The sequence below is a fragment of the Streptomyces seoulensis genome, from assembly GCF_004328625.1.
Taxonomy (GTDB): Bacteria; Actinomycetota; Actinomycetes; order Streptomycetales; family Streptomycetaceae; genus Streptomyces; species Streptomyces seoulensis.
In genome coordinates, this window is sequence record NZ_CP032229.1 from 4,806,882 (window position 1) to 4,831,874 (window position 24,993).

At 71.7% G+C, this 24,993-nt stretch carries 24 protein-coding genes and 1 pseudogene; 15 read left to right on the forward strand and 10 right to left on the reverse strand.

The features are described from left to right. Window positions 1-95: 95 nt before the first annotated feature. Both D0Z67_RS22300 and D0Z67_RS22305 read left to right on the forward strand, forming a co-directional pair. Window positions 96-1,223, forward strand: coding sequence for a ferrochelatase (locus D0Z67_RS22300; RefSeq protein ID WP_031183444.1), 1,128 nt, complete (start codon window positions 96-98; stop codon window positions 1,221-1,223). A gap of 8 nt (window positions 1,224-1,231) precedes the next feature. Next, a complete protein-coding gene (locus D0Z67_RS22305) occupies window positions 1,232-2,056 on the forward strand; it encodes an inositol monophosphatase family protein (protein WP_031183443.1) in 825 nt (274 codons plus the stop codon). Between the two features lie 24 nt (window positions 2,057-2,080). On the opposite strand, the gene D0Z67_RS29740 is transcribed toward D0Z67_RS22305, so the two are convergent. Further along, window positions 2,081-2,254: a hypothetical protein gene (locus D0Z67_RS29740; protein ID WP_165425622.1), complete on the reverse strand. Its 174-nt coding sequence runs from the start codon at window positions 2,252-2,254 to the stop codon at window positions 2,081-2,083. A 445-nt stretch (window positions 2,255-2,699) separates the two neighbouring features. Here D0Z67_RS29740 and D0Z67_RS22310 point away from each other — a divergent pair, with 445 nt between their 5' ends. The 4 genes from D0Z67_RS22310 to D0Z67_RS22325 all read left to right on the forward strand — a co-directional run bounded on the left by D0Z67_RS22310 (window position 2,700) and on the right by D0Z67_RS22325 (window position 6,262). After that, window positions 2,700-3,353: a response regulator transcription factor gene (locus tag D0Z67_RS22310; protein WP_007387794.1), complete on the forward strand. Its 654-nt coding sequence runs from the start codon at window positions 2,700-2,702 to the stop codon at window positions 3,351-3,353. A gap of 6 nt (window positions 3,354-3,359) precedes the next feature. Beyond that, window positions 3,360-4,640 (forward strand): sensor histidine kinase, encoded by a 1,281-nt coding sequence (locus D0Z67_RS22315; RefSeq protein ID WP_031183442.1) that lies wholly within the window; start codon window positions 3,360-3,362, stop codon window positions 4,638-4,640. Between the two features lie 406 nt (window positions 4,641-5,046). Next, window positions 5,047-5,343 (forward strand): DUF4193 domain-containing protein, encoded by a 297-nt coding sequence (locus D0Z67_RS22320; protein WP_005481602.1) that lies wholly within the window; start codon window positions 5,047-5,049, stop codon window positions 5,341-5,343. Window positions 5,344-5,356: 13 nt separating this feature from the next. Next, entirely contained in the window at window positions 5,357-6,262 is a 906-nt protein-coding gene (locus D0Z67_RS22325; RefSeq protein ID WP_031183441.1) for a hypothetical protein, read from the forward strand. 22 nt (window positions 6,263-6,284) lie between these two features. On the opposite strand, the gene D0Z67_RS22330 is transcribed toward D0Z67_RS22325, so the two are convergent. Beyond that, a complete protein-coding gene (locus D0Z67_RS22330) occupies window positions 6,285-6,749 on the reverse strand; it encodes a DUF3093 domain-containing protein (RefSeq protein WP_031183440.1) in 465 nt (154 codons plus the stop codon). 90 nt (window positions 6,750-6,839) lie between these two features. On the opposite strand from D0Z67_RS22330, the gene D0Z67_RS22335 reads away from it, so the two are divergent. The 7 genes and pseudogenes from D0Z67_RS22335 to D0Z67_RS22365 all read left to right on the forward strand — a co-directional run bounded on the left by D0Z67_RS22335 (window position 6,840) and on the right by D0Z67_RS22365 (window position 13,455). Beyond that, complete coding sequence (locus tag D0Z67_RS22335) at window positions 6,840-7,418, forward strand: PaaI family thioesterase (RefSeq protein WP_031183439.1); 579 nt, start codon at window positions 6,840-6,842, stop codon at window positions 7,416-7,418. A gap of 8 nt (window positions 7,419-7,426) precedes the next feature. Further along, a pseudogene (gene dut / locus D0Z67_RS22340) lies at window positions 7,427-7,962 on the forward strand (dUTP diphosphatase). Window position 7,963: 1 nt separating this feature from the next. Then, entirely contained in the window at window positions 7,964-8,719 is a 756-nt protein-coding gene (locus D0Z67_RS22345; protein WP_031183438.1) for a DUF3710 domain-containing protein, read from the forward strand. Between the two features lie 233 nt (window positions 8,720-8,952). Further along, entirely contained in the window at window positions 8,953-11,502 is a 2,550-nt protein-coding gene (locus tag D0Z67_RS22350; RefSeq protein WP_031183437.1) for a sensor histidine kinase, read from the forward strand. Then, complete coding sequence (locus D0Z67_RS22355) at window positions 11,499-12,185, forward strand: response regulator (protein WP_031183436.1); 687 nt, start codon at window positions 11,499-11,501, stop codon at window positions 12,183-12,185. The genes D0Z67_RS22350 and D0Z67_RS22355 overlap by 4 nt, the downstream gene beginning before the upstream one ends. A 64-nt stretch (window positions 12,186-12,249) precedes the next feature. Beyond that, window positions 12,250-12,648: an OB-fold nucleic acid binding domain-containing protein gene (locus D0Z67_RS22360; protein ID WP_078858303.1), complete on the forward strand. Its 399-nt coding sequence runs from the start codon at window positions 12,250-12,252 to the stop codon at window positions 12,646-12,648. A 3-nt stretch (window positions 12,649-12,651) separates the two neighbouring features. After that, complete coding sequence (locus D0Z67_RS22365) at window positions 12,652-13,455, forward strand: DUF3159 domain-containing protein (RefSeq protein ID WP_031183435.1); 804 nt, start codon at window positions 12,652-12,654, stop codon at window positions 13,453-13,455. A gap of 61 nt (window positions 13,456-13,516) precedes the next feature. Here D0Z67_RS22365 and D0Z67_RS22370 read toward each other — a convergent pair whose 3' ends face one another. From D0Z67_RS22370 to D0Z67_RS30430, 3 genes are all read right to left on the reverse strand, one after another. After that, entirely contained in the window at window positions 13,517-14,188 is a 672-nt protein-coding gene (locus D0Z67_RS22370; protein ID WP_030803048.1) for a potassium channel family protein, read from the reverse strand. Beyond that, a complete protein-coding gene (locus D0Z67_RS22375) occupies window positions 14,188-14,859 on the reverse strand; it encodes a potassium channel family protein (protein ID WP_031183434.1) in 672 nt (223 codons plus the stop codon). Before D0Z67_RS22375 ends, D0Z67_RS22370 begins: the two co-directional genes overlap by 1 nt. Window positions 14,860-14,972: 113 nt before the next feature. Next, complete coding sequence (locus D0Z67_RS30430) at window positions 14,973-15,107, reverse strand: hypothetical protein (RefSeq protein ID WP_267974118.1); 135 nt, start codon at window positions 15,105-15,107, stop codon at window positions 14,973-14,975. 160 nt (window positions 15,108-15,267) lie between these two features. Between D0Z67_RS30430 and D0Z67_RS22380 the strand changes: the two genes are divergently transcribed. Both D0Z67_RS22380 and D0Z67_RS22385 read left to right on the forward strand, forming a co-directional pair. Further along, window positions 15,268-17,316, forward strand: a complete 2,049-nt coding sequence (locus D0Z67_RS22380; protein WP_031183433.1) for an APC family permease — start codon at window positions 15,268-15,270, stop codon at window positions 17,314-17,316. 105 nt (window positions 17,317-17,421) lie between these two features. Then, a complete protein-coding gene (locus D0Z67_RS22385) occupies window positions 17,422-18,750 on the forward strand; it encodes a class I SAM-dependent RNA methyltransferase (RefSeq protein ID WP_031183432.1) in 1,329 nt (442 codons plus the stop codon). Window positions 18,751-19,260: 510 nt separating this feature from the next. Here the strand turns inward: D0Z67_RS22385 and D0Z67_RS22390 are convergent. The 5 genes from D0Z67_RS22390 to D0Z67_RS22410 form a co-directional block, all read right to left on the reverse strand. Continuing rightward, a complete protein-coding gene (locus D0Z67_RS22390; RefSeq protein WP_031183431.1) occupies window positions 19,261-20,598 on the reverse strand; it encodes an erythromycin esterase family protein in 1,338 nt (445 codons plus the stop codon). Window positions 20,599-20,684: 86 nt separating this feature from the next. Further along, window positions 20,685-21,434, reverse strand: coding sequence for a thioesterase II family protein (locus D0Z67_RS22395; RefSeq protein ID WP_031183430.1), 750 nt, complete (start codon window positions 21,432-21,434; stop codon window positions 20,685-20,687). Window positions 21,435-21,470: 36 nt separating this feature from the next. Further along, window positions 21,471-22,649, reverse strand: coding sequence for a cytochrome P450 (locus D0Z67_RS22400; RefSeq protein ID WP_031183429.1), 1,179 nt, complete (start codon window positions 22,647-22,649; stop codon window positions 21,471-21,473). A 21-nt stretch (window positions 22,650-22,670) separates the two neighbouring features. After that, window positions 22,671-24,002, reverse strand: coding sequence for an MFS transporter (locus D0Z67_RS22405; RefSeq protein ID WP_078873644.1), 1,332 nt, complete (start codon window positions 24,000-24,002; stop codon window positions 22,671-22,673). Continuing rightward, window positions 24,002-24,982 (reverse strand): TauD/TfdA family dioxygenase, encoded by a 981-nt coding sequence (locus D0Z67_RS22410; RefSeq protein ID WP_234312912.1) that lies wholly within the window; start codon window positions 24,980-24,982, stop codon window positions 24,002-24,004. The genes D0Z67_RS22405 and D0Z67_RS22410 overlap by 1 nt, the downstream gene beginning before the upstream one ends. Window positions 24,983-24,993 lie beyond the last annotated feature (11 nt).

A 24,993-nucleotide genomic window follows, 5' to 3' on the forward strand; every position in this document is an offset into this window, starting at 1 on the left:
ATCGAAGCCCAGGACGAATCAGTGTGAAGACCTGCTTTTCCGGCGCACCCCCGTGCCGTTTCCCGCCTGTCAGTGGCGGGTGGCAGGATCGAGTCATGCCAGACGCGCTCGATGCCACCCCCTACGACGCCCTTCTCCTGCTCTCCTTCGGCGGCCCCGAGGGCCCGGACGACGTGGTCCCGTTCCTGGAGAACGTCACGCGCGGCCGAGGCATCCCCAAGGAACGCCTCAAGGAGGTCGGGCAGCACTACTTCCTGTTCGGCGGCGTCAGCCCGATCAACGAGCAGAACCGCGAGCTGCTGGACGCCCTCCGCAAGGACTTCGCCGGCCACGGTCTCGACCTGCCGGTCTACTGGGGCAACCGCAACTGGCAGCCGTACCTCACCGACACCCTGCGCGAGATGACCGCCGACGGCCGCCGCCGCGTGCTCGTCCTCGCCACCAGCGCCTACGCCTCCTACTCGGGCTGCCGCCAGTACCGGGAGAACCTGGCCGACGCGCTCGCCACGCTGGAGTCGGAGGGGCTGACGCCGCCGAAGGTCGACAAGCTCCGGCACTACTTCAACCACCCCGGCTTCGTGGAGCCCATGGTCGACGGCGTGCTGCGCTCGCTGGCCGACCTGCCCGACGAGGTGCGCGACGGCGCCCACATCGCCTTCACCACCCATTCCATCCCGCTCGCCGGCGCCGACACCTCCGGCCCCGTCGAGGCCCACGGGGACGGCGGCGCCTATGTCGCCCAGCACCTGGACGTGGCCCAGCTGGTCGCGGACGCCGTCCGTGAGCGCACCGGTGTCGACCACCCCTGGCAGCTCGTCTACCAGTCCCGCTCCGGCGCCCCGCACATCCCGTGGCTGGAGCCGGACATCTGCGACCACCTGGAGGAGCGGCACGCCGCCGGGGTCCCGGCCGTCGTCATGGCGCCCATCGGCTTCGTCTCCGACCACATGGAGGTCCTCTACGACCTCGACACCGAGGCCACCGCCAAGGCGGCGGAACTGGGCCTGCCGGTGCGCCGCTCGGCCACCGTGGGCGCCGACCCGCGCTTCGCCGCCGCCGTCCGTGACCTCGTCGTGGAGCGGTCCGGCGCCGAGCGCGGCCAGGAGGTCACGCCGTGCGTCCTGGGCCCGCTCGGGGCCAGCCACAACGTGTGCCCGGTCGGCTGCTGCCCGGCCCGCGCCCCCCGCCCGGCCGCCGCCGGCGCCGACAGCCCCTTCGCCTGAGGAGTCCCGTGACCGCCCCCCTCGATCCCCTCCACTCCGAACTGCTCCATCTCGCCCAGGAGGCCGCCCGGCAGGCGGGTGCGCTGCTGCGGGACGGGCGGCCGGCCGATCTCGCGGTGGCGGCGACCAAGTCCAGCCCGGTCGATGTCGTCACCGAGATGGACCTCGCCGCCGAGAAGCTGATCGTGGACCTGATCTCCGGGCGCCGTCCCGACGACGGGTTCCTCGGCGAGGAGGGCGCGAGCACCGAGGGCACCAGCGGGGTCCGCTGGGTGATCGACCCGCTCGACGGCACGGTCAACTACCTCTATGGGCTGCCGACCTGGGCCGTGTCCATCGCGGCCGAGGTGGACGGGGAGACCGTGGCCGGGGTGGTCGCGGCCCCGATGCGCGGTGAGACCTACCAGGCCGTGCTCGGCGGGGGCGCCTGGGCCACCGGCGCGTGGGAGGGCGAGCGCCCGCTGGTCTGCCGCCCGCCGGCCCCGCTGGACCAGGCGCTGGTCTCCACCGGCTTCAACTACGTCACCGAGGTCCGTGCCCGGCAGGCGGAGATCGCGGCCCGGCTGATCCCGCTGGTCCGCGACATCCGGCGCGGTGGCTCGGCGGCGATCGACCTGTGCGACCTGGCCTGCGGCCGGCTCGACGGGTACTACGAGCGCGGGCTCCACCCGTGGGACGTGGCCGCGGGGGACCTCATCGCGCGGGAGGCGGGCGCCGTGACCGGTGGGCGGCCAGGAGAGCACCCCTCGGCCGAGCTGACGCTCGCCGGTACCCCGGCCGTCTTCGAGCCCCTCCAGCGGCTGCTGGGGGACTTCGGCGCCTGGCAGGACTGACCCGGCCCTGGGCCCCGGCGCCGGTCAGGCGGGGGTGACCCCGACCTCGACGCCGTGTTCGGCGGCGAGGCGGCGCAGGTCGTCCAGCTCGCCCTGCTCCACCTCGACGAGGAAGTCGTCCCCCTCGTCACGCGCCCGCGTCAGATCGGACTCGGTCGCCTTTATGCGCTGCAGAAGTCCCGTGGTGAAAGCGTCCATGCTGCGCCCCCTCGTCCTGGGTCGTGGGTCGGGTGGCACGGGGTGTGCCAGGTTCAAGAAGGGGCGATCATCGCCGCGAGTGCCCAGCACTGCCCTGCTGGGCGGCGACGGTGCCGGACACCCGCGCCCGCTCCGCTGAGTGATCGCGGGGTGCCGCATGGTGCTGCGGCACATGCAGAGCGTGATCGCGGGGTGTAAAGCCGTCCTCCCCGCCCGCTTCCGCGCGGAAACCTCGCCGACGGGAGAAATTCCGGCATTCTCGTCCCGCCCCCTCCGTCACGTTCCTTTCCCGATCCCTTCTCGGTCCTTTCTCGCGGTCCCGCTCCCGGCTTACAGCCGACTTATGGCCGAAAAGGGCAGGATGGGGGCCCGATCCCACGGCAGTCTCCGCCCGCCCGCGCCCCGGCGCGGCCCACCCGGGCGGACTTCAGGAAGGACTAGCGACGTGCGTGTACTCGTCGTCGAGGACGAGCAGTTGCTCGCCGATGCGGTGGCCACCGGACTGCGCCGGGAGGCCATGGCCGTCGACGTCGTGTACGACGGGGCGGCCGCCCTGGAGCGCATCGGCGTCAACGACTACGACGTGGTCGTCCTCGACCGCGACCTCCCGCTCGTGCACGGCGACGACGTCTGCCGCCGCATCGTGGAGCTGGGGATGCCCACGCGCGTGCTGATGCTGACCGCCTCGGGCGACGTCAGCGACCGCGTCGAGGGCCTGGAGATCGGCGCCGACGACTACCTGCCGAAGCCGTTCGCCTTCAGCGAGCTGATCGCGCGCGTGCGCGCGCTGGGCCGGCGTACCAGCGTGCCCCTGCCGCCCGTCCTGGAGCGGGCCGGCATCAAGCTCGACCCCAACCGCCGCGAGGTCTTCCGCGACGGCAAGGAGGTCCAGCTCGCGCCGAAGGAGTTCGCGGTGCTGGAGGTCCTGATGCGCAGCGAGGGCGCGGTCGTCTCGGCCGAGCAGCTGCTGGAGAAGGCGTGGGACGAGAACACCGACCCCTTCACCAACGTGGTGCGGGTGACGGTGATGACGCTGCGCCGCAAACTCGGCGAGCCCCCGGTGATCGTGACGGTCCCCGGCTCCGGCTACCGGATCTGATCCGCCGTGGCCGCCACCCCCGCACCGCCCCAGACGCCCCCGAAGCCCACCTGGGACCCCCGCCCCCAGCCGCCCTTCCCCTGGCTGCGCCCGACCATCCGGATACGGCTCACCCTGCTCTACGGCGGCATGTTCCTGATCGCCGGCATCCTGCTGCTGTCGATCATCTATCTGCTGGCCGCGCAGGCGATCAGCACCGGCAACCAGCCGCTGTTCAAGATCGTCGGCTATCAGGACCTCCGGGTCTCCAGCAGCAACTGCCCGGCGATCAACAACACCACCAGCCTGTCGCTCCAGGACTTCAACACCGCGATCAGCCAGTGCGTGGACCATCAGCGCCAGGTGGCCCTGGACAACCTGCTGAGCCGCTCGCTGCTGGCCCTGCTGGGCCTCGCGGTGATCGCCTTCGCGTTCGGCTACGCGATGGCCGGCCGGGTGCTCTCCCCGCTGGGCCGGATCACCCGCACCGCCCGCCAGGTGGCCGGGTCGGACCTGTCCCGCCGGATCGAGCTGGACGGCCCGGACGACGAGCTGAAGGAGCTGGCCGACACCTTCGACGACATGCTGGAGCGCCTCCAGCGGGCCTTCACCGCCCAGCAGCGCTTCGTCGGCAACGCCTCGCACGAGCTGCGCACCCCGCTGGCGATCAACCGCACCCTGCTGGAGGTCCACCTCTCGGACCCGGACGCCCCGGTGGAGCTCCAGCAGCTCGGCAAGACCCTGCTGGCCACCAACGAGCGCAGCGAGCAGCTGGTGGAGGGCCTGCTGCTGCTCGCCCGCAGCGACAACCAGATCGTCGAGCGGGGACCGGTGGACCTCGCGGAGGTGGCCGGGCAGGCCATCGACCAGGTGCGCGGCGAGGCCGAGGCCCGGAGCGTGGAGATCCGCAGCGAGCTGGAGCCCGCCGTGGTGCGCGGCAACGGCGTGCTGCTGGAGCGCATCGCGCTCAACCTCGTGCAGAACGCGGTGCGCTACAACGTGGCCCCGGACGAGACGCAGCGCGAGGGCGAGGCGGCGGAGAGCGGCTGGGTGGAGGTCGCCACGGCGGTCGAGCACGGCCGCGCGGTGCTGACGGTAGTCAACACCGGTCCCGTGGTGCCCGCGTACGAGATCGACAATCTCTTCGAGCCCTTCCGGCGGCTGCGCACGGAGCGTACGGGCAGCGACAAGGGGGTCGGGCTCGGGCTGTCCATCGTGCGGTCCGTGGCGCGGGCGCACGGCGGGCACATCGCCGCTGTTCCGCGCGAGGGCGGGGGTCTGGTGATGCGGGTGACGCTGCCGTTGTGACCGCGCTTGTCACAGATCCGGACACTCGCGGAGGATGTTCGCTTCGCGCGGAATTTTCCGAGCACCGAAAGAGGTTTTCCCTGTGTGATCAATCACATGGGCGGATTTCCGGCCATGCACCCTCCGTGATCATGAAGGGGGCCGAAAAGCCGGGAAAATCCGGGTTTTCAAGGCTCCTGATCACGGGAAGTACACGGTGAGGCGCCTTTGAGGTGCGGCATTCGAACCGTGTACGGTCCTCACCGCCATCCAAGCCGATCACTCACGAGGGGCCGGGTTGGGTGTCGATTGAGTAACAGACCTTGATGTGAGGCAAAATCTCCGCCTCAGGTCGGGCACAAGTCCGGCCTCTCACGCGTTACGTGCGCTGAAGACACCGCAGACACCCAGAGGGGGAGAGCGACACATGGCAACCGATTACGACACTCCACGCAAGACCGACGACGACGTCGACTCGGACAGTCTCGAAGAGCTGAAGGCCCGCCGGAACGACAAGTCCACCTCCGCGGTGGACGTCGACGAGTTCGAGGCCGCTGAGGGCCTGGAACTCCCGGGCGCCGACCTCTCCAACGAGGAACTGGCCGTCCGCGTGCTGCCCAAGCAGCAGGACGAGTTCACCTGCATGAGCTGCTTCCTGGTCCACCACCGCAGCCAGTTGGCCCGTGAGAAGAACGGCCAGCCGATCTGCCGCGACTGCGACTAGGGGCGGGTCGGCCGTGACTGGCTCGACCCCTCCGCGGAAGCGCCGCTTCCACCTTCCGGGAGCGGACAAAGGGCTCTTCAAGAGCTCGCACGGCACACGTGACGAAGACGAGCGGGGCCCCGCCGGACCGGGGGCCTCGCTCGAACCGGCGTCAGAGAGCGACGCGGCACGGACGGGGGAGTCCCCCGGCCGCGCGGCGGCGATGCGCGCCCGCGCCGGCCTGCTGGCCCGCGAAGGCGCCCGCAGGGGAGGTACGCACGCCCGCGCGGGACTCGCCTACGTGGCCGACCGGGTCATCGACCTCGCCCCGCGCGTGCCCGTACGCGACCTGGCGACCCTGCGGCGGCAGTTCCCGGGCCTCGGGCCCGAGCAGCTCGCCGACAAACTGGTGGCCGGAGCGGCCGCCGGTACCTCCACGGTCGGCGCCGGCATCGGCGCCGCCGCCATGCTCCCCGTGCCACCCGCCATGCCCACGGAGCTGGCCGCCGAGATCACCGGGGTCGCCGCGATCGAGCTGAAGCTCATCGCCGAACTCCACGAGGTCTACGGCCTGCGCCCGCCCGGCGGCCTCCGCGTCCGCAGCACCGCGTACCTGGCCTCCTGGTCGGGGGAGCGCGGCATCGACGTGATGAAACCGGCGTCCGTCGACGTCGCCCTCAGCGGCCGGATGAAGCGCGAACTGCGCCAGCAGATCATGAAGCGCATGGTCCGCAACCTGCCCAACCTGATGCCGTTCATGGTCGGCGCCGCCGTCGGCGCGGTCATGAACCGCAAGGACACCAGGAAGCTCGCCGCACGCGTGCGTGCCGACCTGCGCAAGAGCCAGGTCCCCTGGGACGAGCTGGCCGACCTGCCGCCGCTGGAGGAGCCCGAGGACCCGCTGAGGATCACCGGATACCCGGAGGGCACCGGCAGCTGACGTACCGCCGGTACGGCGCGGCTCAGGCGGCCGGGGTCTTCGCGCCCGCGATGGCCGCCGCCAGCCTCTCCGGCTCCCGCGTCGACAGGTACAGGTACGGCGTCGGGTCCTCGGGGTCGGTCACCTCGACCCGCAGCGCCGTCGGGATGTAGGCGCGCAGCAGCAGGAACGCGCGCACGTCGGCCTTGTACGTGCGCCAGGCGCGGGCCTCCTCCGGGTCCAGCACCTCGGCCGCGCCGAGCGCCGACACCGGGATGCGGGCCTCGCCCGCGATCAGCGCGTCGCCCACCACACGGATTCGCGGGGAGCCGTACGCGCTGGCCATCACCGCCGCGACGGCCGTGCCGCCGACCAGGCCGCCGAGCAGCGGCAGGGTGCCGAAGGGCAGCAGGATCAGGGCGAAGGAGACGCCCACGAGCACGCTGATCAGCCACCACGAGCGCGGGGCGGTCAGGCGTTCTTCGTAGGGGGCGGCGGAGGGCTGCATGAGCCAAGCTTGGCACGGTGGACGGACATCCCGGACGCCGGGGCGGCGGCGTGGTGGCGGCCACAGGGCGGAACGGTAAGGTCTGCGCCTGTGAGTTCAGCCAGCCTCCAGCCCCCCGCCGACGCACAACCCCCCGTCCGGCATCCCGACGCCCCCGCGCCCGGTGAGCCGCTCGGTGCCCACTACGAACACTGTTTCGGCTGCGGCCCCGGCCAGCCGCACGGGCTGCACCTGGAGGCACGCGCGGGCGACGGCGTCTCGCTGACCGCCGAGTTCACCGTCCAGCCCGCCCACCAGGGCGCCCCCGGCCTCGCGCACGGCGGCGTGCTGGCCACCGCCCTGGACGAGACCCTCGGCTCGCTGAACTGGCTGCTGCGCACCATCGCCGTCACCGGCCGGCTGGAGACCGACTTCGTCGCCCCGGTGCCCGTCGGCACCGTGCTGCACCTTCAGGCCGAGGTCACCGCGGTCGCCGGACGCAAGATCTACTCCCGCGCGACCGGCCGCATCGGCGGTCCCGAGGGCCCCGTCGCCGTCCGCGCGGAGGCGCTGTTCGTCGAGGTGAAGGTCGACCACTTCACCGAGCACGGCCGCGAGCAGGAGATCCGGGCCGCCATGAGCGACCCGGACCAGATCCGGCGCTCCCGCGCCTTCGAGGTGAACCCGTGAGCGCCCCGCTGGACGTCTCCCTGCGCCGCATCGACCCCGACGTACCGCTTCCGGCGTACGAGCACCCCGGGGACGCCGGGGCCGATCTGCGCACCACCGAGCGTTGCGAACTGAAGCCCGGTGAGCGGGCCGTGCTGCCCACGGGCGTGGCCATCGCGCTGCCCGAGGGGTACGCGGCCTTCGTGCACCCCCGCTCCGGCCTCGCGGCCCGCTGCGGAGTGGCGCTTGTGAACGCCCCGGGGACGGTTGATGCCGGGTACCGTGGAGAGATCAAGGTGATCGTGGTGAATCTCGATCCGCGCGACACGGTGCGGTTCGAGCGCTTCGACCGGATTGCCCAACTGGTCGTCCAGCAGGTCGAGAGGGTCCGCTTCCGGGAGGTCGCGGAACTTCCCGGTTCGGTGAGGGCCGAGGGGGGCTTCGGGTCCACCGGAGGTCACGCCTCGGTGGACGGCTAGCGCGGCACGACGGTCCGGCCGCCGCGGGTGGCCGGGCGGGTGGGAATCGATACGCTTCGGTCGTATCCGACCGGGAAGGACAGTGACGTGTTCGGACGTCGCAACAAGAAGGGTGCCGCCGAGGACGCGGCCGGCGAGACCGAGCAGGTCGTCGACAGCGTCGGCACCGAGGCGGAACAGCAGACGCGGGCACGGCTCGAGCCCGAGCCGCGCCCCGACGGACCCTGGGACTCCACCGAGGTGCGCGACCCGGCCGAGGGCCGCGTCGACCTGGGCGGTCTGTTCGTACCCGGGGTAGACGGCATGGAACTGCGGGTCGAGGTCGCCGGTGACGCGATCGTCGCCGCCACCGTCGTCCTGCGCGACAGCGCGGTCCAGCTCCAGGCCTTCGCCGCTCCCAAGCGCGAGGGCATCTGGGGCGAGGTCCGCGACGAGATCGCGGGCGGCATCACCCAGCAGGGCGGCATCGTCGACGAGGTCGAGGGCCCCCTCGGCTGGGAGCTGCGGGCCCAGGTGCCGGTGCAGCTGCCCGACGGCACGGGCGGCTTCCAGGTCGTGCGGTTCATCGGCGTGGACGGCCCGCGCTGGTTCCTGCGCGGTGTGATCTCCGGCCAGGGCGCGGTGCAGCCGCAGGCGGCCGGGCTGCTGGAGCAGATCTTCCGGGACACCGTCGTGGTGCGGGGCGAGGGCCCGATGGCGCCCCGCGACCCGATCGTCCTCAAGCTGCCCAACGACGCCCAGATGGTCCCCGAGGGCGTCCAGCAGCAGGAGGAGGAGGGCTCCCGCTTCTCCGGCGGCATGGGCCAGCTCCAGCGCGGCCCGGAGATCACCGAGGTCCGCTGAGCACCTGGGTTCGCTGAGCACCTGGGTTCGCTGGGCACTGTGGTCCGCTGAGCCGAGAGACATCCGCGCAGGGCCGTACCCCCGGGGGTACGGCCCTGCGCGCGTACGTGCGCCCGAGGCGTCAGGGTTGCGTCAAAGCGTCCCGTCGCGCGGCCCCCCGTCCGCTTTGTCCGCACCGCCCGCCGTAAGGTCGACCCGGCGCAGACGGCAGTCACCGGAAAGACAATGGGGCCATGGCACGCGGCAAGCTTCGGATCTACCTCGGCGCGGCACCGGGCGTGGGCAAGACCTACGCCATGCTCGCCGAGGCGCACCGCCGGCTGGAGCGGGGTACCGACTGCGTGGTGGCGTACGTCGAGCACCACGGCCGCCCGCGCACCGAGACGCTGCTGCACGGCCTGGAGCAGGTGCCGCGCCGCCGGCTGGAGCACCGGGGCGGCTCCTTCGAGGAGATGGACGTCGACGCCGTACTGCGCCGGGCGCCCGCCGTCGCCCTGGTGGACGAACTCGCGCACACCAACGTCCCCGGCTCCCGCAACGCCAAGCGCTGGCAGGACGTGGAGGAACTCCTCGCCGCCGGGACCGACGTCGTCTCCACCGTCAACATCCAGCACCTGGAGTCCCTCGGCGACGTGGTCGAGTCGATCACCGGGGTCCGCCAGCGCGAGACGGTGCCGGACGAGGTGGTGCGCCGGGCCGACCAGATCGAGCTGGTCGACATGTCCCCGCAGGCCCTGCGCCGCCGCATGGCGCACGGCAACGTCTACCAGCCCGACAAGGTCGACGCGGCCCTGTCCAACTACTTCCGCCCCGGCAACCTCACCGCCCTGCGCGAGCTGGCGCTGCTGTGGGTGGCCGACCGGGTCGACGAGCATCTGAACGCCTACCGCAGCGAGCACCGGGTCTCCCGGATCTGGGGCTCCCGCGAGCGCATCGTCGTCGGCCTGACCGGCGGACCCGAGGGGCGCACCCTGATCCGCCGCGCCGCCCGGCTCGCCGAGAAGGGCGCCGGCGGCGAGGTGCTGGCGGTCTACATAGCCCGCAGCGACGGCCTCACCGCCGCCTCCCCGAAGGAACTCGCCCTTCAGCGCACCCTGGTGGAGGACCTCGGCGGCACCTTCCACCACGTGGTCGGCGACGACATACCCGCCGCCCTGCTGGCCTTCGCGCGCGGCGTCAACGCCACCCAGATCGTGCTCGGCTCCTCGCGCCGCAAGGCGTGGCAGTACGTCTTCGGACCCGGCGTCGGCGCCACCGTCGCACGTGAGTCCGGACCCGACCTCGACGTGCACATCGTCACCCACGGGGAGGTCGCCAAGGGGCGCGGACTGCCCGTGGCGCGCGGCTCGCGGCTCGGCCGGGGCCGGGTGGTCGCGGGCTGGGTGACCGCGCTCGCGGGCCCGGCCCTGCTGGCGCTGCTGCTCAACACGGTGGACCTCGGCCTCGCCAACGACATGCTGCTGTTCCTGGCGATCACGGTGGCCGCCGCCCTGCTCGGCGGACTGCTGCCCGCGCTCGCCTCGGCCGCGTTCGGCTCCCTGCTGCTGAACTTCTTCTACACCCCGCCCCTGCACCGCCTGACCGTCTCCGACCCGCGCAACATCGTCGCCATCGCGATCTTCTTCGGTGTCGGCATGGCGGTCGCCTCCGTGGTCGACCTCGCCGCCCGCCGCACCCACCAGGCGTCCCGGCTGCGGGCGGAGTCGGAGATCCTCTCCTTCCTCGCGGGCAACGTCCTGCGCGGCGAGACCAGCCTGGAGGCGCTGCTGGAACGCGTCCGGGAGACCTTCGCCATGGAGTCCGCCGCCCTGCTGGAGCGCGCGGGCGACGTGGAGCCCTGGACCTGCGCCGGCCGCGCCGGGGTCGGACCCCCGCTGGAGCGGCCCGAGGACGCCGACGTGGACATGCCGGTCGGCGACCACATGGCGCTCGCGCTCACCGGCCGGGTGCTGCCCGCCGAGGACCGCCGGGTGCTGGCCGCGTTCGCCGCGCAGGCCGCCGTCGTGCTCGACCGGCGCCGTCTGAAGGCCGAGGCCGACCGGGCGGGCGCGCTCGCCGAGGGCAACCGCATCCGCACCGCCCTGCTCGCCGCCGTCAGCCACGACCTGCGCACCCCGCTCGCCGGGATCAAGGCCGCCGTCTCCTCCCTGCGCTCGGACGACGTGGCCTGGTCCGAGGAGGACCGGGCCGAGCTGCTGGAGGGCATCGAGGAGGGCGCCGACCGGCTCGACCACCTGGTGGGCAACCTGCTCGACATGTCCCGCCTCCAGACCGGCACCGTCACCCCGCTGATCCGCGAGATCGACGTGGACGAGGTGGTGCCGATGGCGCTGGTCGGCGTCCCCGAGGACAGCGTCGCCCTGGACGTGCCCGAGACGCTGCCCATGGTCGCCGTCGACCCCGGCCTGCTGGAGCGCTCGGTCGCCAACCTGGTGGAGAACGCCGTCAAGTACAGCCCGCCCGGCCGGCGCGTCACCGTCTCCGCCAGCGCCCTGGTCGACCGGGTCGAGGTGCGGGTGGTGGACCGGGGGCCCGGCGTGCCGGACGAGGCGAAGGACCGTATCTTCGAGCCGTTCCAGCGGTACGGCGACGCCCCGCGCGGCGCCGGGGTCGGACTCGGCCTCGCGGTGGCCCGGGGCTTCGCCGAGGCCATGGACGGCACCCTGACCGCCGAGGACACCCCGGGCGGCGGACTCACCATGGTGCTCAGCCTCCGCGCCGCCCGGCCCGGCCCGCTCCACGCGGGGGAGGACACCGCAGAACAGGAAAGGCAGCCGCAATGACCAGGGTGCTGGTGGTCGACGACGAACCGCAGATCGTGCGGGCCCTCGTGATCAACCTCAGGGCGCGCTCGTACGACGTCGACTCGGCCCCCGACGGCCGCACCGCGCTCCAGCTCGCCGCCTCCCGCCACCCCGACGTGATCGTGCTGGACCTCGGCCTGCCCGACATGGACGGCGTGGAGGTGATCCGCGGGCTGCGCGGCTGGACCCGGGTGCCGATCCTGGTGCTGTCCGCCCGCCACTCCTCCGACGAGAAGGTCGAGGCGCTGGACGCGGGCGCCGACGACTACGTCACCAAGCCCTTCGGCATGGACGAACTGCTGGCCCGGCTGCGGGCCGCCGTGCGCCGGGCCGAGCCGGTCGGGCCGGGCGAGGACGAGCTGACCACCGTGGAGACGGAGGGCTTCACCGTCGACCTGGCCGCCAAGAAGGTCGACCGGGGCGGTAAGGACGTACGGCTCACCCCGACCGAGTGGCATCTGCTGGAGGTGCTGGTCCGCAACACCGGCCGGCTGGTCGGCCAGAAACAGCTGCTGCGCGAGGTCTGGGGGCCCTCCTACGGCACCGAGACCAACTATCTGCGGGTCTACATGGCCCAGCTCCGCCGCAAGCTGGAGGCGGACCCGGCCCACCCCCGGCACTTCATCACCGAGCCCGGCATGGGCTACCGCTTCGAGAAGTGAACCGGTGTTCGACCGGGGCCCTCTGGAGTACGGCCTCGGGGTCACACCCCGGTACGCTTCAGATATGAGTGGCGTTCCTCGATCCGAAAAGCCGGCAGGCCGGTTCCGCCGCATGCTGGACCGGCTCTCCACCTCGCAGGAGGACCTGGAGTCGGAGGAGCTGCGGGAGGACACCGAGACCGCGGGCTGCACCCGGATCGGCGACTGTCACGACCGGCAGATCGTCACGGTAACTGGTACCTTGCGCACGGTCACCCTGCGGCCGCGGGCGGGAGTCCCGGCGCTGGAGGCGGAGTTGTTCGACGGCACCGCCGCGCTGGACGTGGTGTGGCTCGGCCGGCGCTCCATCACGGGCATAGAACCGGGCCGCAAGCTGATCGCATCGGGCCGGATCTCGATGAGCCGGGGCCGCCGCGTGCTGTTCAACCCGAAATACGAACTGCGACCCCTCGGACGGGAGTAGCCGGTGACGTCCCTCGACAAGCCGACCCAAGACGCCGGACAGAGCCCGCCGGACGGCGGCCGCGAGGACGGCGGCCAGGTCCACGACTCCCGGGCGGTCACCGAGGCCGCGCTGTTCGAGGCGTTCGGCGGCGTCCGCGGCATGGTCGAGACGGTGCTGCCCGGCCTGATCTTCGTCACGATCTTCACGATCAACAAGGACCTGCACGTCTCCGCGATCGCCGCGCTGGCGGTCTCGGTGGTCATGCTGGTGGTCCGGCTGCTGCGCAAGGACACCGTCAAGCACGCCTTCAGCGGTGTCTTCGGGGTGGCCTTCGGCGTCGTGTTCGCCATGTTCACCGGCAACGCCAAGGACTTCTACCTGCCCGGCATGCTCTACACCCTGGGCCTGGCGCTGGCGTACATCATCACGACGCTCGCCGGGGTGCCGCTGATCGGTCTGATGCTGGGGCCGGTGTTCAAGGAGAACCTCTCCTGGCGCACCCGCAACCCCGGCCGCAAGAAGGCGTACACCAAGGCCAGTTGGGCCTGGGGCCTGATCCTGCTCGCCAAGTGCGCGATCCTCTTCCCGCTCTACTGGTGGGCCGACACCACCCAGCTCGGCTGGATTCTCGTCATCCTGAAGATCCCGCCCTTCCTGCTGGCGGTCTGGCTCACCTGGGTCTTCCTCGCCAAGGCGCCGCCGCCGATCGACGTGTTCGCCGAGATGGAGGCCGCCGAGAAGGCGGAGGAGGCGGAGAAGGCCGCGCGTGCGGGGAACGTGGCCGAGGCCGACGAGCCCGCAGCGGGACGGCGCCGCAGGGGCTGAGTGCTCACGACGAAGAGGGCGCCCCCGGAGAGATCCGGGGGCGCCCTCTTCACGTACCGCCTCAGGCGCTGTCGCGGCGGACCGACAGCAGGTCCTCCAGCTGCTCCTCGCGGGCCTGTGCGGCCACGAAGAGGAGCTCGTCGCCCGCCTCCAGGGAATCCTCCTTGGACGGCGTCAGCACGCGGGTGCCGCGGATGATGGTGACCAGGCTGGTGTCCTCGGGCCACTCCACGTCCCCGACCTGGGTGCCGGCCAGCGCCGACTCCTCCGGCAGGGTCAGCTCGACCAGGTTGGCGTCGCCGTGGCTGAAGCGCAGCAGCCGGACCAGATCGCCGACGCTCACCGCCTCCTCGACCAGGGCGGACATCAGACGCGGGGTGGAGACGGCCACGTCCACGCCCCAGGACTCGTTGAACAGCCACTCGTTCTTGGGGTTGTTCACCCGGGCGACGACGCGCGGGACGCCGTACTCCGTCTTGGCGAGCAGCGAGACGACCAGGTTGACCTTGTCGTCGCCGGTCGCGGCGATCACGACGTTGCAGCGCTGGAGCGCGGCCTCGTCCAGGGCGGTGATCTCACAGGCGTCGGCCAGCAGCCACTCCGCCTGCGGCACCCGCTCCACCGAGATGGCGGTGGGCGCCTTGTCGATCAGCAGGACCTCGTGGCCGTTCTCCAGCAGTTCCGCCGCGATCGAGCGGCCGACCGCGCCGGCTCCGGCAATGGCGACCCTCATCAGTGACCGGCCTCCTCTTCGGGGCCGTCGGCGAACGCGGCCTCGACCTTCTGGACCTCGTCCGTGCGCATCATCACGTGCACCAGGTCGCCCTCCTGGAGGACCGTCTGCGAGGTGGGCAGCACGGCCTCGCCCAGCCGGGTCAGGAACGCCACGCGGACGCCCGTCTCCTCCTGGAGCTTGCTGATCTTGTGGCCGACCCACTTCGCGGAGGCGTGCACCTCGGCGAGCTGGACCCCGCCGGTGGGATCACGCCACAGCGGCTCCGCGCCCGAGGGCAGCAGCCGGCGCAGCATCTGGTCGGCGGTCCAGCGGACCGTGGCGACGGTCGGGATGCCCAGGCGCTGGTACACCTCGGCACGGCGGGGGTCGTAGATCCGGGCGGCCACGTTCTCCACGCCGAACATCTCGCGGGCCACCCGGGCGGAGATGATGTTGGAGTTGTCACCGCTGGAGACCGCGGCGAAGGCGCCCGCCTCCTCGATGCCCGCCTCGCGCAGGGTGTCCTGGTCGAAGCCCACACCGGTGACCCGGCGGCCGCCGAACCCCGGTCCGAGCCTGCGGAAGGCGGTGGGGTCCCGGTCGATCACGGCGACCGTGTGTCCCTGTTGCTCCAGGGTCTGGGCGAGAGCGGAACCCACTCTGCCGCAGCCCATGATGACGATGTGCACGACCGTCCTTCCGGTGTCCAAAAGTTGCTGCTCGGCATCAGGGTCTCAGACCCGGGCCCAAAGCTGCACACGCGTGCGTCGTCCCGCCCCCGGTCAACCCGGCGTGAGGGCGTTCATCTGCGCTGCTCCGTGACCGCGGTCACCCCCGGCGTCCGGCGCCGAGTGATGCTGCGCACGCTGCATCCGGTGAGGACGGCGAGGCCGGCCAGGGCGAGCACGGCCCCGAGCAGCTCGGCGGCGGCGGGCATGGGACCTCCGAAGTGCGACGACGGGCCGGAGCTGTCATCTAGGCACGGGGGCGCGCGCACCCGGCACACCCCACTTCCGGGCGCCCCCGATTTCACTCGTGAGGCAGAACGTGGCCGCCGGTTGCGCGCCCGCCTGTTCGAAGCCTTACGATCCTCTCTCGTGTCCAAACTGACCGACGTGCCCAAACGGATTCTGATCGGGCGCGCTCTGCGCAGTGACCGGCTGGGCGAGACGTTCCTGCCGAAGCGCATCGCCCTCCCCGTCTTCGCCTCCGACCCGCTGTCCTCCGTCGCCTACGCGCCGGGGGAGGTTCTGCTGGTCCTCTCCATCGCGGGTGTGTCGGCGTATCACTTCAGCCCCTGGATCGCCGTCGCGGTCGTCGTGCTCATGTTCACGGTGGTCGCCTCCTACCGGCAGAACGTGCACGCCTACCCCAGCGGTGGCGGTGACTACGAGGTGGCGACCACCAACCTCGGCCCCCGCGCCGGGCTGACCGTCGCCAGCGCCCTGCTGGTCGACTACGTCCTCACCGTGGCCGTCTCGATCGCCTCCGGCATCGAGAACCTCGGCTCGGCCGTCCCGTTCGTGGTCGAGCACAAGGTGCTGTGCGCCTGCGCCGTGATCGTCCTGCTGACGCTGATGAACCTGCGCGGGGTGAAGGAGTCGGGCAAGCTCTTCGCCATCCCGACCTATGTGTTCGTCGGCGGCGTCTTCATCATGATCGCGTGGGGCGCCTTCCGCGGTCTGGTCCTCGGGGACACGATGCGCGCGCCGACGGCCGACTTCCACATCCGGGCCGAGCACCAGGGCCTCGCGGGCTTCGCGCTGGTCTTCCTGCTGCTACGGGCCTTCTCCTCCGGCTGTGCCGCGCTCACCGGCGTGGAGGCCATCTCCAACGGCGTCCCCGCCTTCCGCAAGCCCAAGTCGAAGAACGCGGCGACCACGCTCGCCATGATGGGCCTGCTCGCCGTCACCATGTTCTGCGGCATCATCGCGCTCGCCATGACCACCAAGGTCCGCATGGCCGAGCACCCGGCCAGCGACCTGCTGAGCCACGGCGTGCCCATCGGCTCCGGCTATGTGCAGAACCCGGTGATCTCCCAGGTCGCCGAGGCGGTGTTCGGCAAGGGCAGCTTCCTGTTCATCGTCCTCGCCGCCGCGACCGCGCTGGTCCTCTTCCTCGCGGCGAACACGGCGTACAACGGCTTCCCGCTGCTCGGCTCGATCCTGGCGCAGGACCGCTACCTGCCCCGCCAGCTGCACACCCGAGGCGACCGGCTGGCGTTCTCCAACGGCATCGTGCTGCTCTCCGGTACGGCGATGCTGCTGGTGGTGATCTACGGCGCCGACTCGACGCGGCTGATCCAGCTCTACATCGTCGGTGTGTTCGTGTCCTTCACGCTCAGCCAGACCGGCATGGTCCGGCACTGGAACCGGCACCTGGCCGCCGAGAAGGACCCGGCCGAGCGCAGCCGCATGATCCGTGCCCGCGCGATCAACACCTTCGGCGCCTTCTTCACCGGCCTGGTGCTGGTCGTCGTGCTGGTCACCAAGTTCACCCACGGCGCCTGGGTCGCGCTGCTGGGCATGTGCATCTTCTACGCGACGATGACCGCGATCCGTAAGCACTACGACCGGGTCGCGGACGAGATCTCCGCCGTGGACGGCCCCACCGACGACAGCCTGCGTCCCTCGCGGGTGCACTCCCTGGTGCTGGTCTCCAAGATCCACCGCCCCACGCTGCGCGCCCTGGCCTACGCGAAGCTGATGCGCTCCGACACCCTGGAGGCGCTCACCGTCAACGTCGACCCGGCGGAGACCAAGGCGCTGCGCGCGGAGTGGGAGCGGCGCGGGATCGACGTACCGCTGAAGGTGCTGGACTCGCCGTACCGCGAGATCACGCGGCCGATCATCGAGTACGTCAAGAACCTCCGCAAGGAGTCCCCGCGCGACGCGGTGTCGGTGATCATCCCGGAGTACGTGGTGGGTCACTGGTACGAGCATCTGCTGCACAACCAGAGCGCGCTGCGGCTCAAGGGCCGGCTGCTGTTCACGCCCGGTGTGATGGTCACCTCGGTGCCCTACCAGCTGGAGTCCTCCCAGGTGGCCCGGGACCGGGCCCGCAGGCGCCAGGACTGGAGCGCGCCGGGCGCGGTACGGCGGGGACCGGCCGAGCGGCACAAGGACGGGGCCGGGGCGAAGGAGTGACCGTGGGGGCTCCTGGGACCCCGTAGACTGGTCGGCTGTTGTCCGCGCGGGCCCAGGTTCGTCCGCCGCGCCCCTCCCCCCCCCCGATCTTGGAGTCACCCCACCATGCAGGCAGAACAGAAGAAGTCTCTGGTGGGCGAGGAGTACGAGGTCGAGGTCGGCCCCGTCGCCCACGGCGGCCACTGCATCGCCCGTACCGCCGAGGGCCAGGTGCTCTTCGTCCGGCACACGCTGCCGGGGGAGCGGATCGTGGCGCGGGTGACCGAGGGCGAGGAGGGCGCGCGCTTCCTGCGGGCCGACGCGGTGGAGATCCTGGACGCGTCCAAGGACCGTGTCGAGGCGCCGTGCCCGTTCGCGGGCCCCGGCAAGTGCGGCGGCTGCGACTGGCAGCACGCCAAGCCGGGCGCGCAGCGCCGCCTGAAGGGCGAGGTCATCGCCGAGCAGCTCCAGCGGCTCGCGGGCCTCACCCCGGAGGAGGCCGGCTGGGACGGCACGGTCATGCCGGCCGAGGGCGACAAGCTGCCCGCGGGCCAGGTCCCGCAGTGGCGCACGCGCATGCAGTACGCGGTCGACGCGGACGGCAACGCCGGTCTGCGCCGCCACCGCTCGCACGAGGTCGAGCCGGTCGACCACTGCATGATCGCCGCCGAGGGCGTCAGCGAGCTGGGCATCGAGGACCGGGACTGGTCGGGCATGGCCTCCGTCGACGCGATCGCCGCGACGGGCTCGCAGGACCGCATGGTCATCCTGGAGCCCCGCCCCGGCGCCCGGCTGCCGCTCGTCGAGCTGGACCGGCCCGCGTCCGTCATGCGCGTCGACGAGAAGGACGGCGGCGTCCACCGCGTCCACGGCCGCGCGTTCGTCCGCGAGCGCGCCGACGGCCGTACGTACCGCGTCGGCAGCGGCGGCTTCTGGCAGGTCCACCCGAAGGCGGCGGACACCCTGGTGACGGCCGTCATGCAGGGCCTCCTGCCCCGCAAGGGCGAGATGGCCCTCGACCTCTACTGCGGCGCCGGCCTCTTCGCCGGCGCCCTCGCCGACCGCCTCGGCGAGACCGGCGCGGTCCTCGGCATCGAGTCCGGCAAGCGGGCGGTGGAGGACGCGCGGCACAACCTGGCGGGCTTCCCCCGGGTGCGTGTCGAACAGGGCAAGGTCGAGTCCGTCCTCCCCCGCACCGGCATCACCGAGGTCGACCTCATCGTCCTGGACCCGCCCCGCGCCGGCGCCGGCAAGAAGACGGTGGAGCACCTCGCGTCACTGGGCGCGCGCCGCATCGCCTACGTGGCCTGCGATCCGGCTGCGCTGGCTCGGGATCTGGGGTACTTCCGGGAGGGGGGGTATCGGGTGCGGACTCTGCGGGCGTTTGATCTGTTTCCGATGACGCATCATGTGGAGTGCGTGGCGATTCTGGAGCCCGTTGCAAAGGGGCTTTGACCTGCAGTTTTCCTAGGTTGCTCAGGTGCGCCCGGGTACGCTCGACGTGTTCCCCGACATACACGACGTGGAACGTGTCCTGGTGTCGGGGGAGTGGGTTTGACCTGCGGCTTCGTGGGACGTCTCGCGAGGTGATGGACGCGTTCTCCTCGCCCATGGGGGCGTCTGGGAAACCGTCCTGACGCTCATTTGACGCTGTTTCCGACGGAGCGTCGCGGGCTTCCCACGACCAGCCCCACAGCAGCCACCGGTTGCCCGGCGCCCATAGCAGGGCGGGGGCCTAGCAGTCGGGGCCGTGGTCGACGAGCACCGGAGGGCCGGCCTCGAAGACGTCGCGTGTTCCTCACCTATGAGGGCCTCTCGTTCTCAGGCATGAGCCCGAACCAATGGACGCGAGTATCCGCGACAGGGCGAAGGAGTTGTCCGCTCCCGGGCCCGCCTTACGGGCGCCGGTCGGTTGGCTGGTGATCGACGAGGAGTGAGAGACAACGGCCACCCCCGGGGGGAACGTCAGCTGGGAGGTGACAGCAGACGGGCCGTCGTGACGTGGCGCAGGTGGAAGAGGACATCGTGGGAGTCCGCGAGGGCGATCCAGTGAGGCCGTTCTGGGTAGGACGTGCCGATGCTGCGGGTGGGCCGGGGTGTGCTCAGCCAGGTGCGCGCCGGGGCCGGGGAGGTGCGCAGGTCCAGGAAGAAGTCACCGGGGCGTACCCGGTTGAGGAAGCGTTCGGTGCTGTTCGCCGGCGGGGCCCCCACGGTGTGGAGGCGAGCCGTGCCGTCGGGGTCCGTCGCGTTGAAGGATCCCTCGCCGAAGGTCGTGGCGACGCTGAGGTAGTCCTTGCCCAGCCGGTCCCGCAGGAACGCGCCCTGCATGCGGGGGTACCGCGGGTCGGAGGTGCGGTAGGCGATGTGGCTGTTGTGCGCGGACAGCAGCACCTTGTGGCCCGTCCGGGCCGCCCACCAGGCGACGTTGTCCGCCATCAAGCCGTCCCGGTAGCCCATGGACCTCCTCAGCTGCCCGGGATCGTCGAAGTCGAACGCGTAGCCGCGCGCGGTCTGTGCCAGCGCCCGCGCGTGCTGGACCGCCCAGGCGTGGGCGTCTTCCGTCGTTGAGGAGGGAACCGGCCGGCGGGCGAGCAGGGACAGGGCCGTCTCCGCGCGGACGGCCATCGCCCTGCGCTCGGCCAGGGGCCGGGTCAGGTAGGTCTTCATGTAGGTGCCCGCCGACGTGGTGGGCCGCAGTCCCCGGTACAGCGCGGTGAGACGCGGCAGCAGGTCGGGCAGGTGCCGGGCCGTGTACCGGAGCACCTCGTCGTGGAGCTCCGGGCCCGCGTACGCGAAGTCGTCGCCCATGAACCGCAGTTGATCCCGCGGATGCCGGACGTTGTACGCGCGCATCCACTCGATGAGAGCCAGGTACTCGTCGGTGTTCCACCACGCGTACGTGTCCTGGAACTCCTCCCGCATGATGCGTCGCGGGTCGCCCTCGCCGGTCCGGACGTACGCGTCCAGCCGGAGGCCGCTGCTCCAGCTCGTCTCCAGCGCGAAGGTGCGGAAGCCCTTGTGCTCCACCAGATAGCGCAGCACACGGTGCTTGAGCGTGAAGAACTCGTGCGAGCTGTGCGTCGCTTCGCCGAGCCCCACCACCCGCGCGTCGCCCACCATGCGCCCCAGGGGCCGCAGATCGCCCAGGTCGCCGTGCGGGCCGGTGGTGCGCAGCGGGTGGGTGCCGCGCTCCGCGGCCCGCACCGCGCGCGTCTCTGGGGGTGGCGGGGTGCCGGAGCCCACGATGCCCGTGCAGAACAGCAGCCCTACCAGCAGGATGAGTACGGACCGGTTTCGCGTCATACGACCAGGTTCCGCTTCCGGCCGGCCTCAGGACATCCGACGCACCCCCGACTTCCATGCGCGCTGTCCCGACCTCGGGCATTCCGCTAAACCGGAAGAGACCGTGCCGGTTCCATGGCGATACGGGCCACCTCCTCGGCCGCCGGCACGAGGTAGAAGTGGTCGCCCCGCAGGACGGTGAGGCTGAAGGAACCCGAGGTGACCGCACGCCATCCTGCCGCCTCGTCGGGGGTGACCTGCGGATCCCGGTCACCGGTCAGGGCATGGACGGCGGCCCGCAGCACCGGCGCGTCGGTCCGGCGGCGGTAGTCGTCGATCAGGCGGTAGTCGTTGCTGATGGCGGGCAGGAGCAGCTCCCGCAGGTCGGGGTCGTTGAACACGGCCGCGTTCGTGCCGCCCAGGGACCTGACCGCCGCGACCACCTCGTCGTCCGTCCGCACCGCGGGCCCTCCGGAACCGTCGGGGGACCGGCCCGAGACGCACAGTCGGGTGACGTGCTCGGCCCCCGCCTGTTCGAGGCGCAGAAGCGTCTCGTACGCGACGGCCGCGCCCATGCTGTGTCCGAAGAACACGGTCGGCAGCGCCGGAAGAGTCAGCAGCTCCCCGGCGACGGCCGACACCAGCGGATCCATCGCCGGGACCAGCGGTTCGCGGAACCGGTTCTCGCGGCCCGGGTACTGGACGGCCAGGAGCTCCACCGAAGGGTCCACGTACTGCCCCCAGTCGCGGTAGAAGCTCGCCGCGCCGCCCGCGTGGGGAAAGCAGACCAGACGGCGTGCGGGGCGTTCGGGCCGGGTGTGACGGGTCAGGTACGGCGAGGGCGGGGGCAGGGGCATGTGAGAGTCCGATCTTCAGCAGGGGGGTGTCCGGGGTCAACGCCAGTCCATGGTCACCTCGAGGCCGCTGTAGCCCTGTACCAGGTTGGAACGCATCCAGCGCACGTCTCCCGCCAGTTCCACCCCTCGCGCTTCGGTGGCCAACTCACGGAGCAGGGCGTGCAGTTCGAGGCGGGCGAGTGCGGCGCCGAGGCAGTGGTGGGGGCCGTTGCCGAACCCCAGGTGCCGGTTGGGAGCACGGTTCGGGAGGAAGCGGTGCGGGTCGGGGAAGAGCCGCTCGTCGCGGTTGGCGGCGGACAGCCACGCCACGACGGGCTGCCCCTTGAGGATCTCCTGGCCGCCGATCTCGCAGTCCGCGGTGGCCACCCGCAGGACGTGCGCCGCCGGGGACGTCCAGCGGACGACCTCCTCCACGGCGGGCTTGGCGAGGTCCGGGTCGTCGTGCAGCGCGTCCAGAGTGCCGGGGAAGGCCTGGAAGGCGTGGAAGGCGCCGGTGATCGAGTGACGCGTGGTCTCGTTGCCGCCGATCAGCACGTTGTCGCAGTTGACGAGCACGTCGTCGACACTGAGCCGGCCGTCCTCCAATAGGGCGCTGACCAGGTCGGAACCGGGCTGCCGGCGACGCCGCTCGATCAGTTCGTGGAAGTAGAAGAGGATCTCCGTGTGCGCCTCGGCCGGTGTCATCCTGTCGAAGCTGCTCTCCTCGCCACCGAAGGCGTGGTTGGTCAGGTCGATCAGGTGTTCCCGCTCGCTCAGCGGCACACCGATGACCTCGCAGACGATGGCGGCGGGGAGCCGCGGGCCGACGCTCACGGCGATGTCGGTGGAGTCCTCGGAGCGCAGCCGGTCGATGACGTCCCGCACCTCCCGGTGCAGCACCGACTGGAGTTCGGGGGCGCGCAGCCGCGAGAGGAACGGCCCGATGAGCCGCTTCAGCGTGGCGTGCCAGTCGCCCTCGCTCACCACCAGCATTCTGCCGCCGGAGTTGTCGGGGTGTTCGGCGTCGAAGCCGATCATCATGCCGTGCTCGGACGTGAAGGGGGCCTTGGGGGAGAGGACGGAGGAGACGTCGCGGTGTGAGAAGACCGACCAGAAGCCGGACGGGGAGAGGCCCGGATCGCTCCAGACCTTCGCGTCCGCCTGGAGGTACTCCTGCCACATGGTGAAGCGGGCCTCGGAGGTGTAGAGATCGGGGTTGGCCAGATCACGGGGCATGGGAATGTCTCTGCCTGCCTGTCATGGAACGGGGGAGGAGGGGCCGCGGGCCGCGACCGCGGCGGACGATGCCGGGTCGGCGGGGTCGGCGGGGTCGGCGGTGTCGGCCGGGTCGGTGTCGGGCGGTTCGGACTCGTCCACCCGGAGTTCGGGTACGTGGCGCAGGGCCGGGCTCAGGGAGGTCAGCAGGGCGACGACCGCCATCACCGCGGCGCAGCCGAGCAGGCCGGCGAACCGCCCCGCCACGTCCAGCACGACGCCGCCCGCCAGGGGGGCGATCGCGCCGCCGCCACCGCTCGCGATGGCCGCGACGCTCACCACCCGCCCCCGGTGGCTGTCCGGTGTGAGCTTCAGCTGCCACGTGGTGAAGTACGCGTTCGCCGTCGGCGCCGCGAAGGCGATCGCCCCCAGCAGCACCCCCGGGGTCCAACTGCCCGGCAGCGTCGCGATCCCCGCCGTCAGCACGACGAACGCCCACAGCACGACATGGATGGGTCGGGCGCCGGTCAGGGCGCGCTGAAGCAGGGGGGCGGCGAGGGCGCCCAGCAGGCCGCCGACGCCGAGCAGCGCGGCCATCACCCCGATCAGCCCGGTGGCCATGCCGCTGGTCTGCGCGGAGGCGATGACGATGAAGTAGATGGTGCCGAAGAAGAAGTTCGTCGCCGTCGCGCAGACCAGGCCCACGCGCAGGAACGGGTGGGACGTGATCCAGCGGACCCCCTCCCACAGCCCCCGCCCGCCGATCACCGGCTGGTCGGCCGGGGTGCGGGCGGCCGGGGGCCGCCGCTTCAGGAACAGCAGCAGGACCAGCCCGACGAGGTGCGCCAGGCAGCCGGCGACGAACGGCAGGGCGTTCTTCACCGTCAGCAGGAACCCGCCGGCGGACGTGCCGGCGAGCTGGCCGGCGTAGGTGCGTGCCCCGTTCATCGCCACCGCGTCCGAGAGCCGTTCCTCCGCCACCAGGCTCGGGATCATCGCCTCCCCGGCCGCCATCGTCAGGGCGGTCGCCGCGCCGTTGACCAGGGCGAGGAGCACCAACGCCGGCAGCGACACGGCGTCCGCCCACAGCAGCAGGGCGAGCGCGCCGAACACGGTGACCAGTGCTGCCTGGCACCACAGCATCACGGTCCGGCGGTCGTACCGGTCGGCGACGGCTCCGGCGGGCAGCCCCGCCAGGAGCATCGCCGCCGCGTCGACGAATCCGATGATCCCCGCCTGCGAGGGTGAACCGGTCAGCGTCAGCACGATCAGCGGCAGGACGATCAGCGACGTGCTGTACGCGAACTCGCCGAGCGCCGAACTCACCCACAGCAGCGTGAATCCGCCACTCCGCCGCGACTTCTCGGGCCTCATCAGCCGAGGAGACGCGAACGCGACTTCGTCCGCACGTACGTGCGCCGCAGATCGCGGACGAGGCTGGTGCGCTTGAGCCAGCGATCGGTCCCGTCGTAGCGAGGGGTGAACGTGTCGCGGCCGTGGACGGCCCGGTGGTTGTCGACGAACACGGCGTCGCCGGGGCTCAGGACGACCCGCTCCGCAGCGGCGGCGAGCAGTTCGGCGGCCGTCTCCAGGGCGGCCTCGGCCTCCGTGTCGCCGGGCATCGCCTCGGTGAAGTCCGCGTCGATCCGCAGGTACGGCGACTCCTCGGGGCCGAAGAGCACCGACGCCACCTCGTGCGGGCGGTCCTCGAGCGCCGAGGGGTTCTCCGTGGTGTGCTGCGGCACCACGTGGTGGGAGTCGTCCGGGAAGAACCGGAAGCGGTCCTGGTGCAGCACCCGCCGCACCGGCTCGGGGAAGTCCACCGACTCCACCAGCGCCACCGTCGTGCCCACCGCATCGGGGTTGCGCAGACACATCAGAGCCACGTAGTCGCCGCGGCAGGAGTGGAAGACGTCCTCCGTGTGCAGGGTGAGCTGCTGCCGGCTGCTCGCGCTCGTCAGCGAGTTCTCCTGCCCCCTGGACGGGCAGACGTCATGGACGAGGCGTCCGTTCTGCTGGTTGACCCAGCCGAACGGCTCGCCGAGCACGGAGCCGACGAGCATCAGCACCAGCTCCTCGCGGATCGCGGACTCCTCCTTCTCCGCGACCTGCCAACTGGGCGGCGTGGGGACGAGGTCCTCGTCGACGGGCAGGTTTCCCAGCACGATCACGGCGTCCTCGGCGGCGCGGGAGGAGACGAGGAACCGACGCACTCCCACGGGGAGCCGCTCCGCCTCGGTACGGACACGGTCCGCGTACTCCAGCGGCGCCCAGACCGGGCGGGCGGCCAGGAACTCGTCCGCGACCGCGGCCACCTGGTCCTTCTCCTCATCACTCAGGACATAACGAGCCACAGCAAAGCCTT

Coding starts and splice junctions, on each gene's coding strand:
- D0Z67_RS22395 (WP_031183430.1), bottom strand. CDS start 21,434: ATGCCCCTGCCCCCGCCCTCGCCGTACCTGACCCGTCACACCCGGCCC.
- D0Z67_RS22390 (WP_031183431.1), bottom strand. CDS start 20,598: ATGACGCGAAACCGGTCCGTACTCATCCTGCTGGTAGGGCTGCTGTTC.
- D0Z67_RS22350 (WP_031183437.1), top strand. CDS start 8,953: ATGGCACGCGGCAAGCTTCGGATCTACCTCGGCGCGGCACCGGGCGTG.
- D0Z67_RS22330 (WP_031183440.1), bottom strand. CDS start 6,749: ATGCAGCCCTCCGCCGCCCCCTACGAAGAACGCCTGACCGCCCCGCGC.
- D0Z67_RS22400 (WP_031183429.1), bottom strand. CDS start 22,649: ATGCCCCGTGATCTGGCCAACCCCGATCTCTACACCTCCGAGGCCCGC.
- D0Z67_RS22300 (WP_031183444.1), top strand. CDS start 96: ATGCCAGACGCGCTCGATGCCACCCCCTACGACGCCCTTCTCCTGCTC.
- D0Z67_RS29740 (WP_165425622.1), bottom strand. CDS start 2,254: ATGGACGCTTTCACCACGGGACTTCTGCAGCGCATAAAGGCGACCGAG.
- D0Z67_RS22385 (WP_031183432.1), top strand. CDS start 17,422: ATGCAGGCAGAACAGAAGAAGTCTCTGGTGGGCGAGGAGTACGAGGTC.
- D0Z67_RS22370 (WP_030803048.1), bottom strand. CDS start 14,188: ATGAGGGTCGCCATTGCCGGAGCCGGCGCGGTCGGCCGCTCGATCGCG.
- D0Z67_RS22320 (WP_005481602.1), top strand. CDS start 5,047: ATGGCAACCGATTACGACACTCCACGCAAGACCGACGACGACGTCGAC.
- D0Z67_RS30430 (WP_267974118.1), bottom strand. CDS start 15,107: ATGCCCGCCGCCGCCGAGCTGCTCGGGGCCGTGCTCGCCCTGGCCGGC.
- D0Z67_RS22355 (WP_031183436.1), top strand. CDS start 11,499: ATGACCAGGGTGCTGGTGGTCGACGACGAACCGCAGATCGTGCGGGCC.
- D0Z67_RS22360 (WP_078858303.1), top strand. CDS start 12,250: ATGAGTGGCGTTCCTCGATCCGAAAAGCCGGCAGGCCGGTTCCGCCGC.
- D0Z67_RS22405 (WP_078873644.1), bottom strand. CDS start 24,002: ATGAGGCCCGAGAAGTCGCGGCGGAGTGGCGGATTCACGCTGCTGTGG.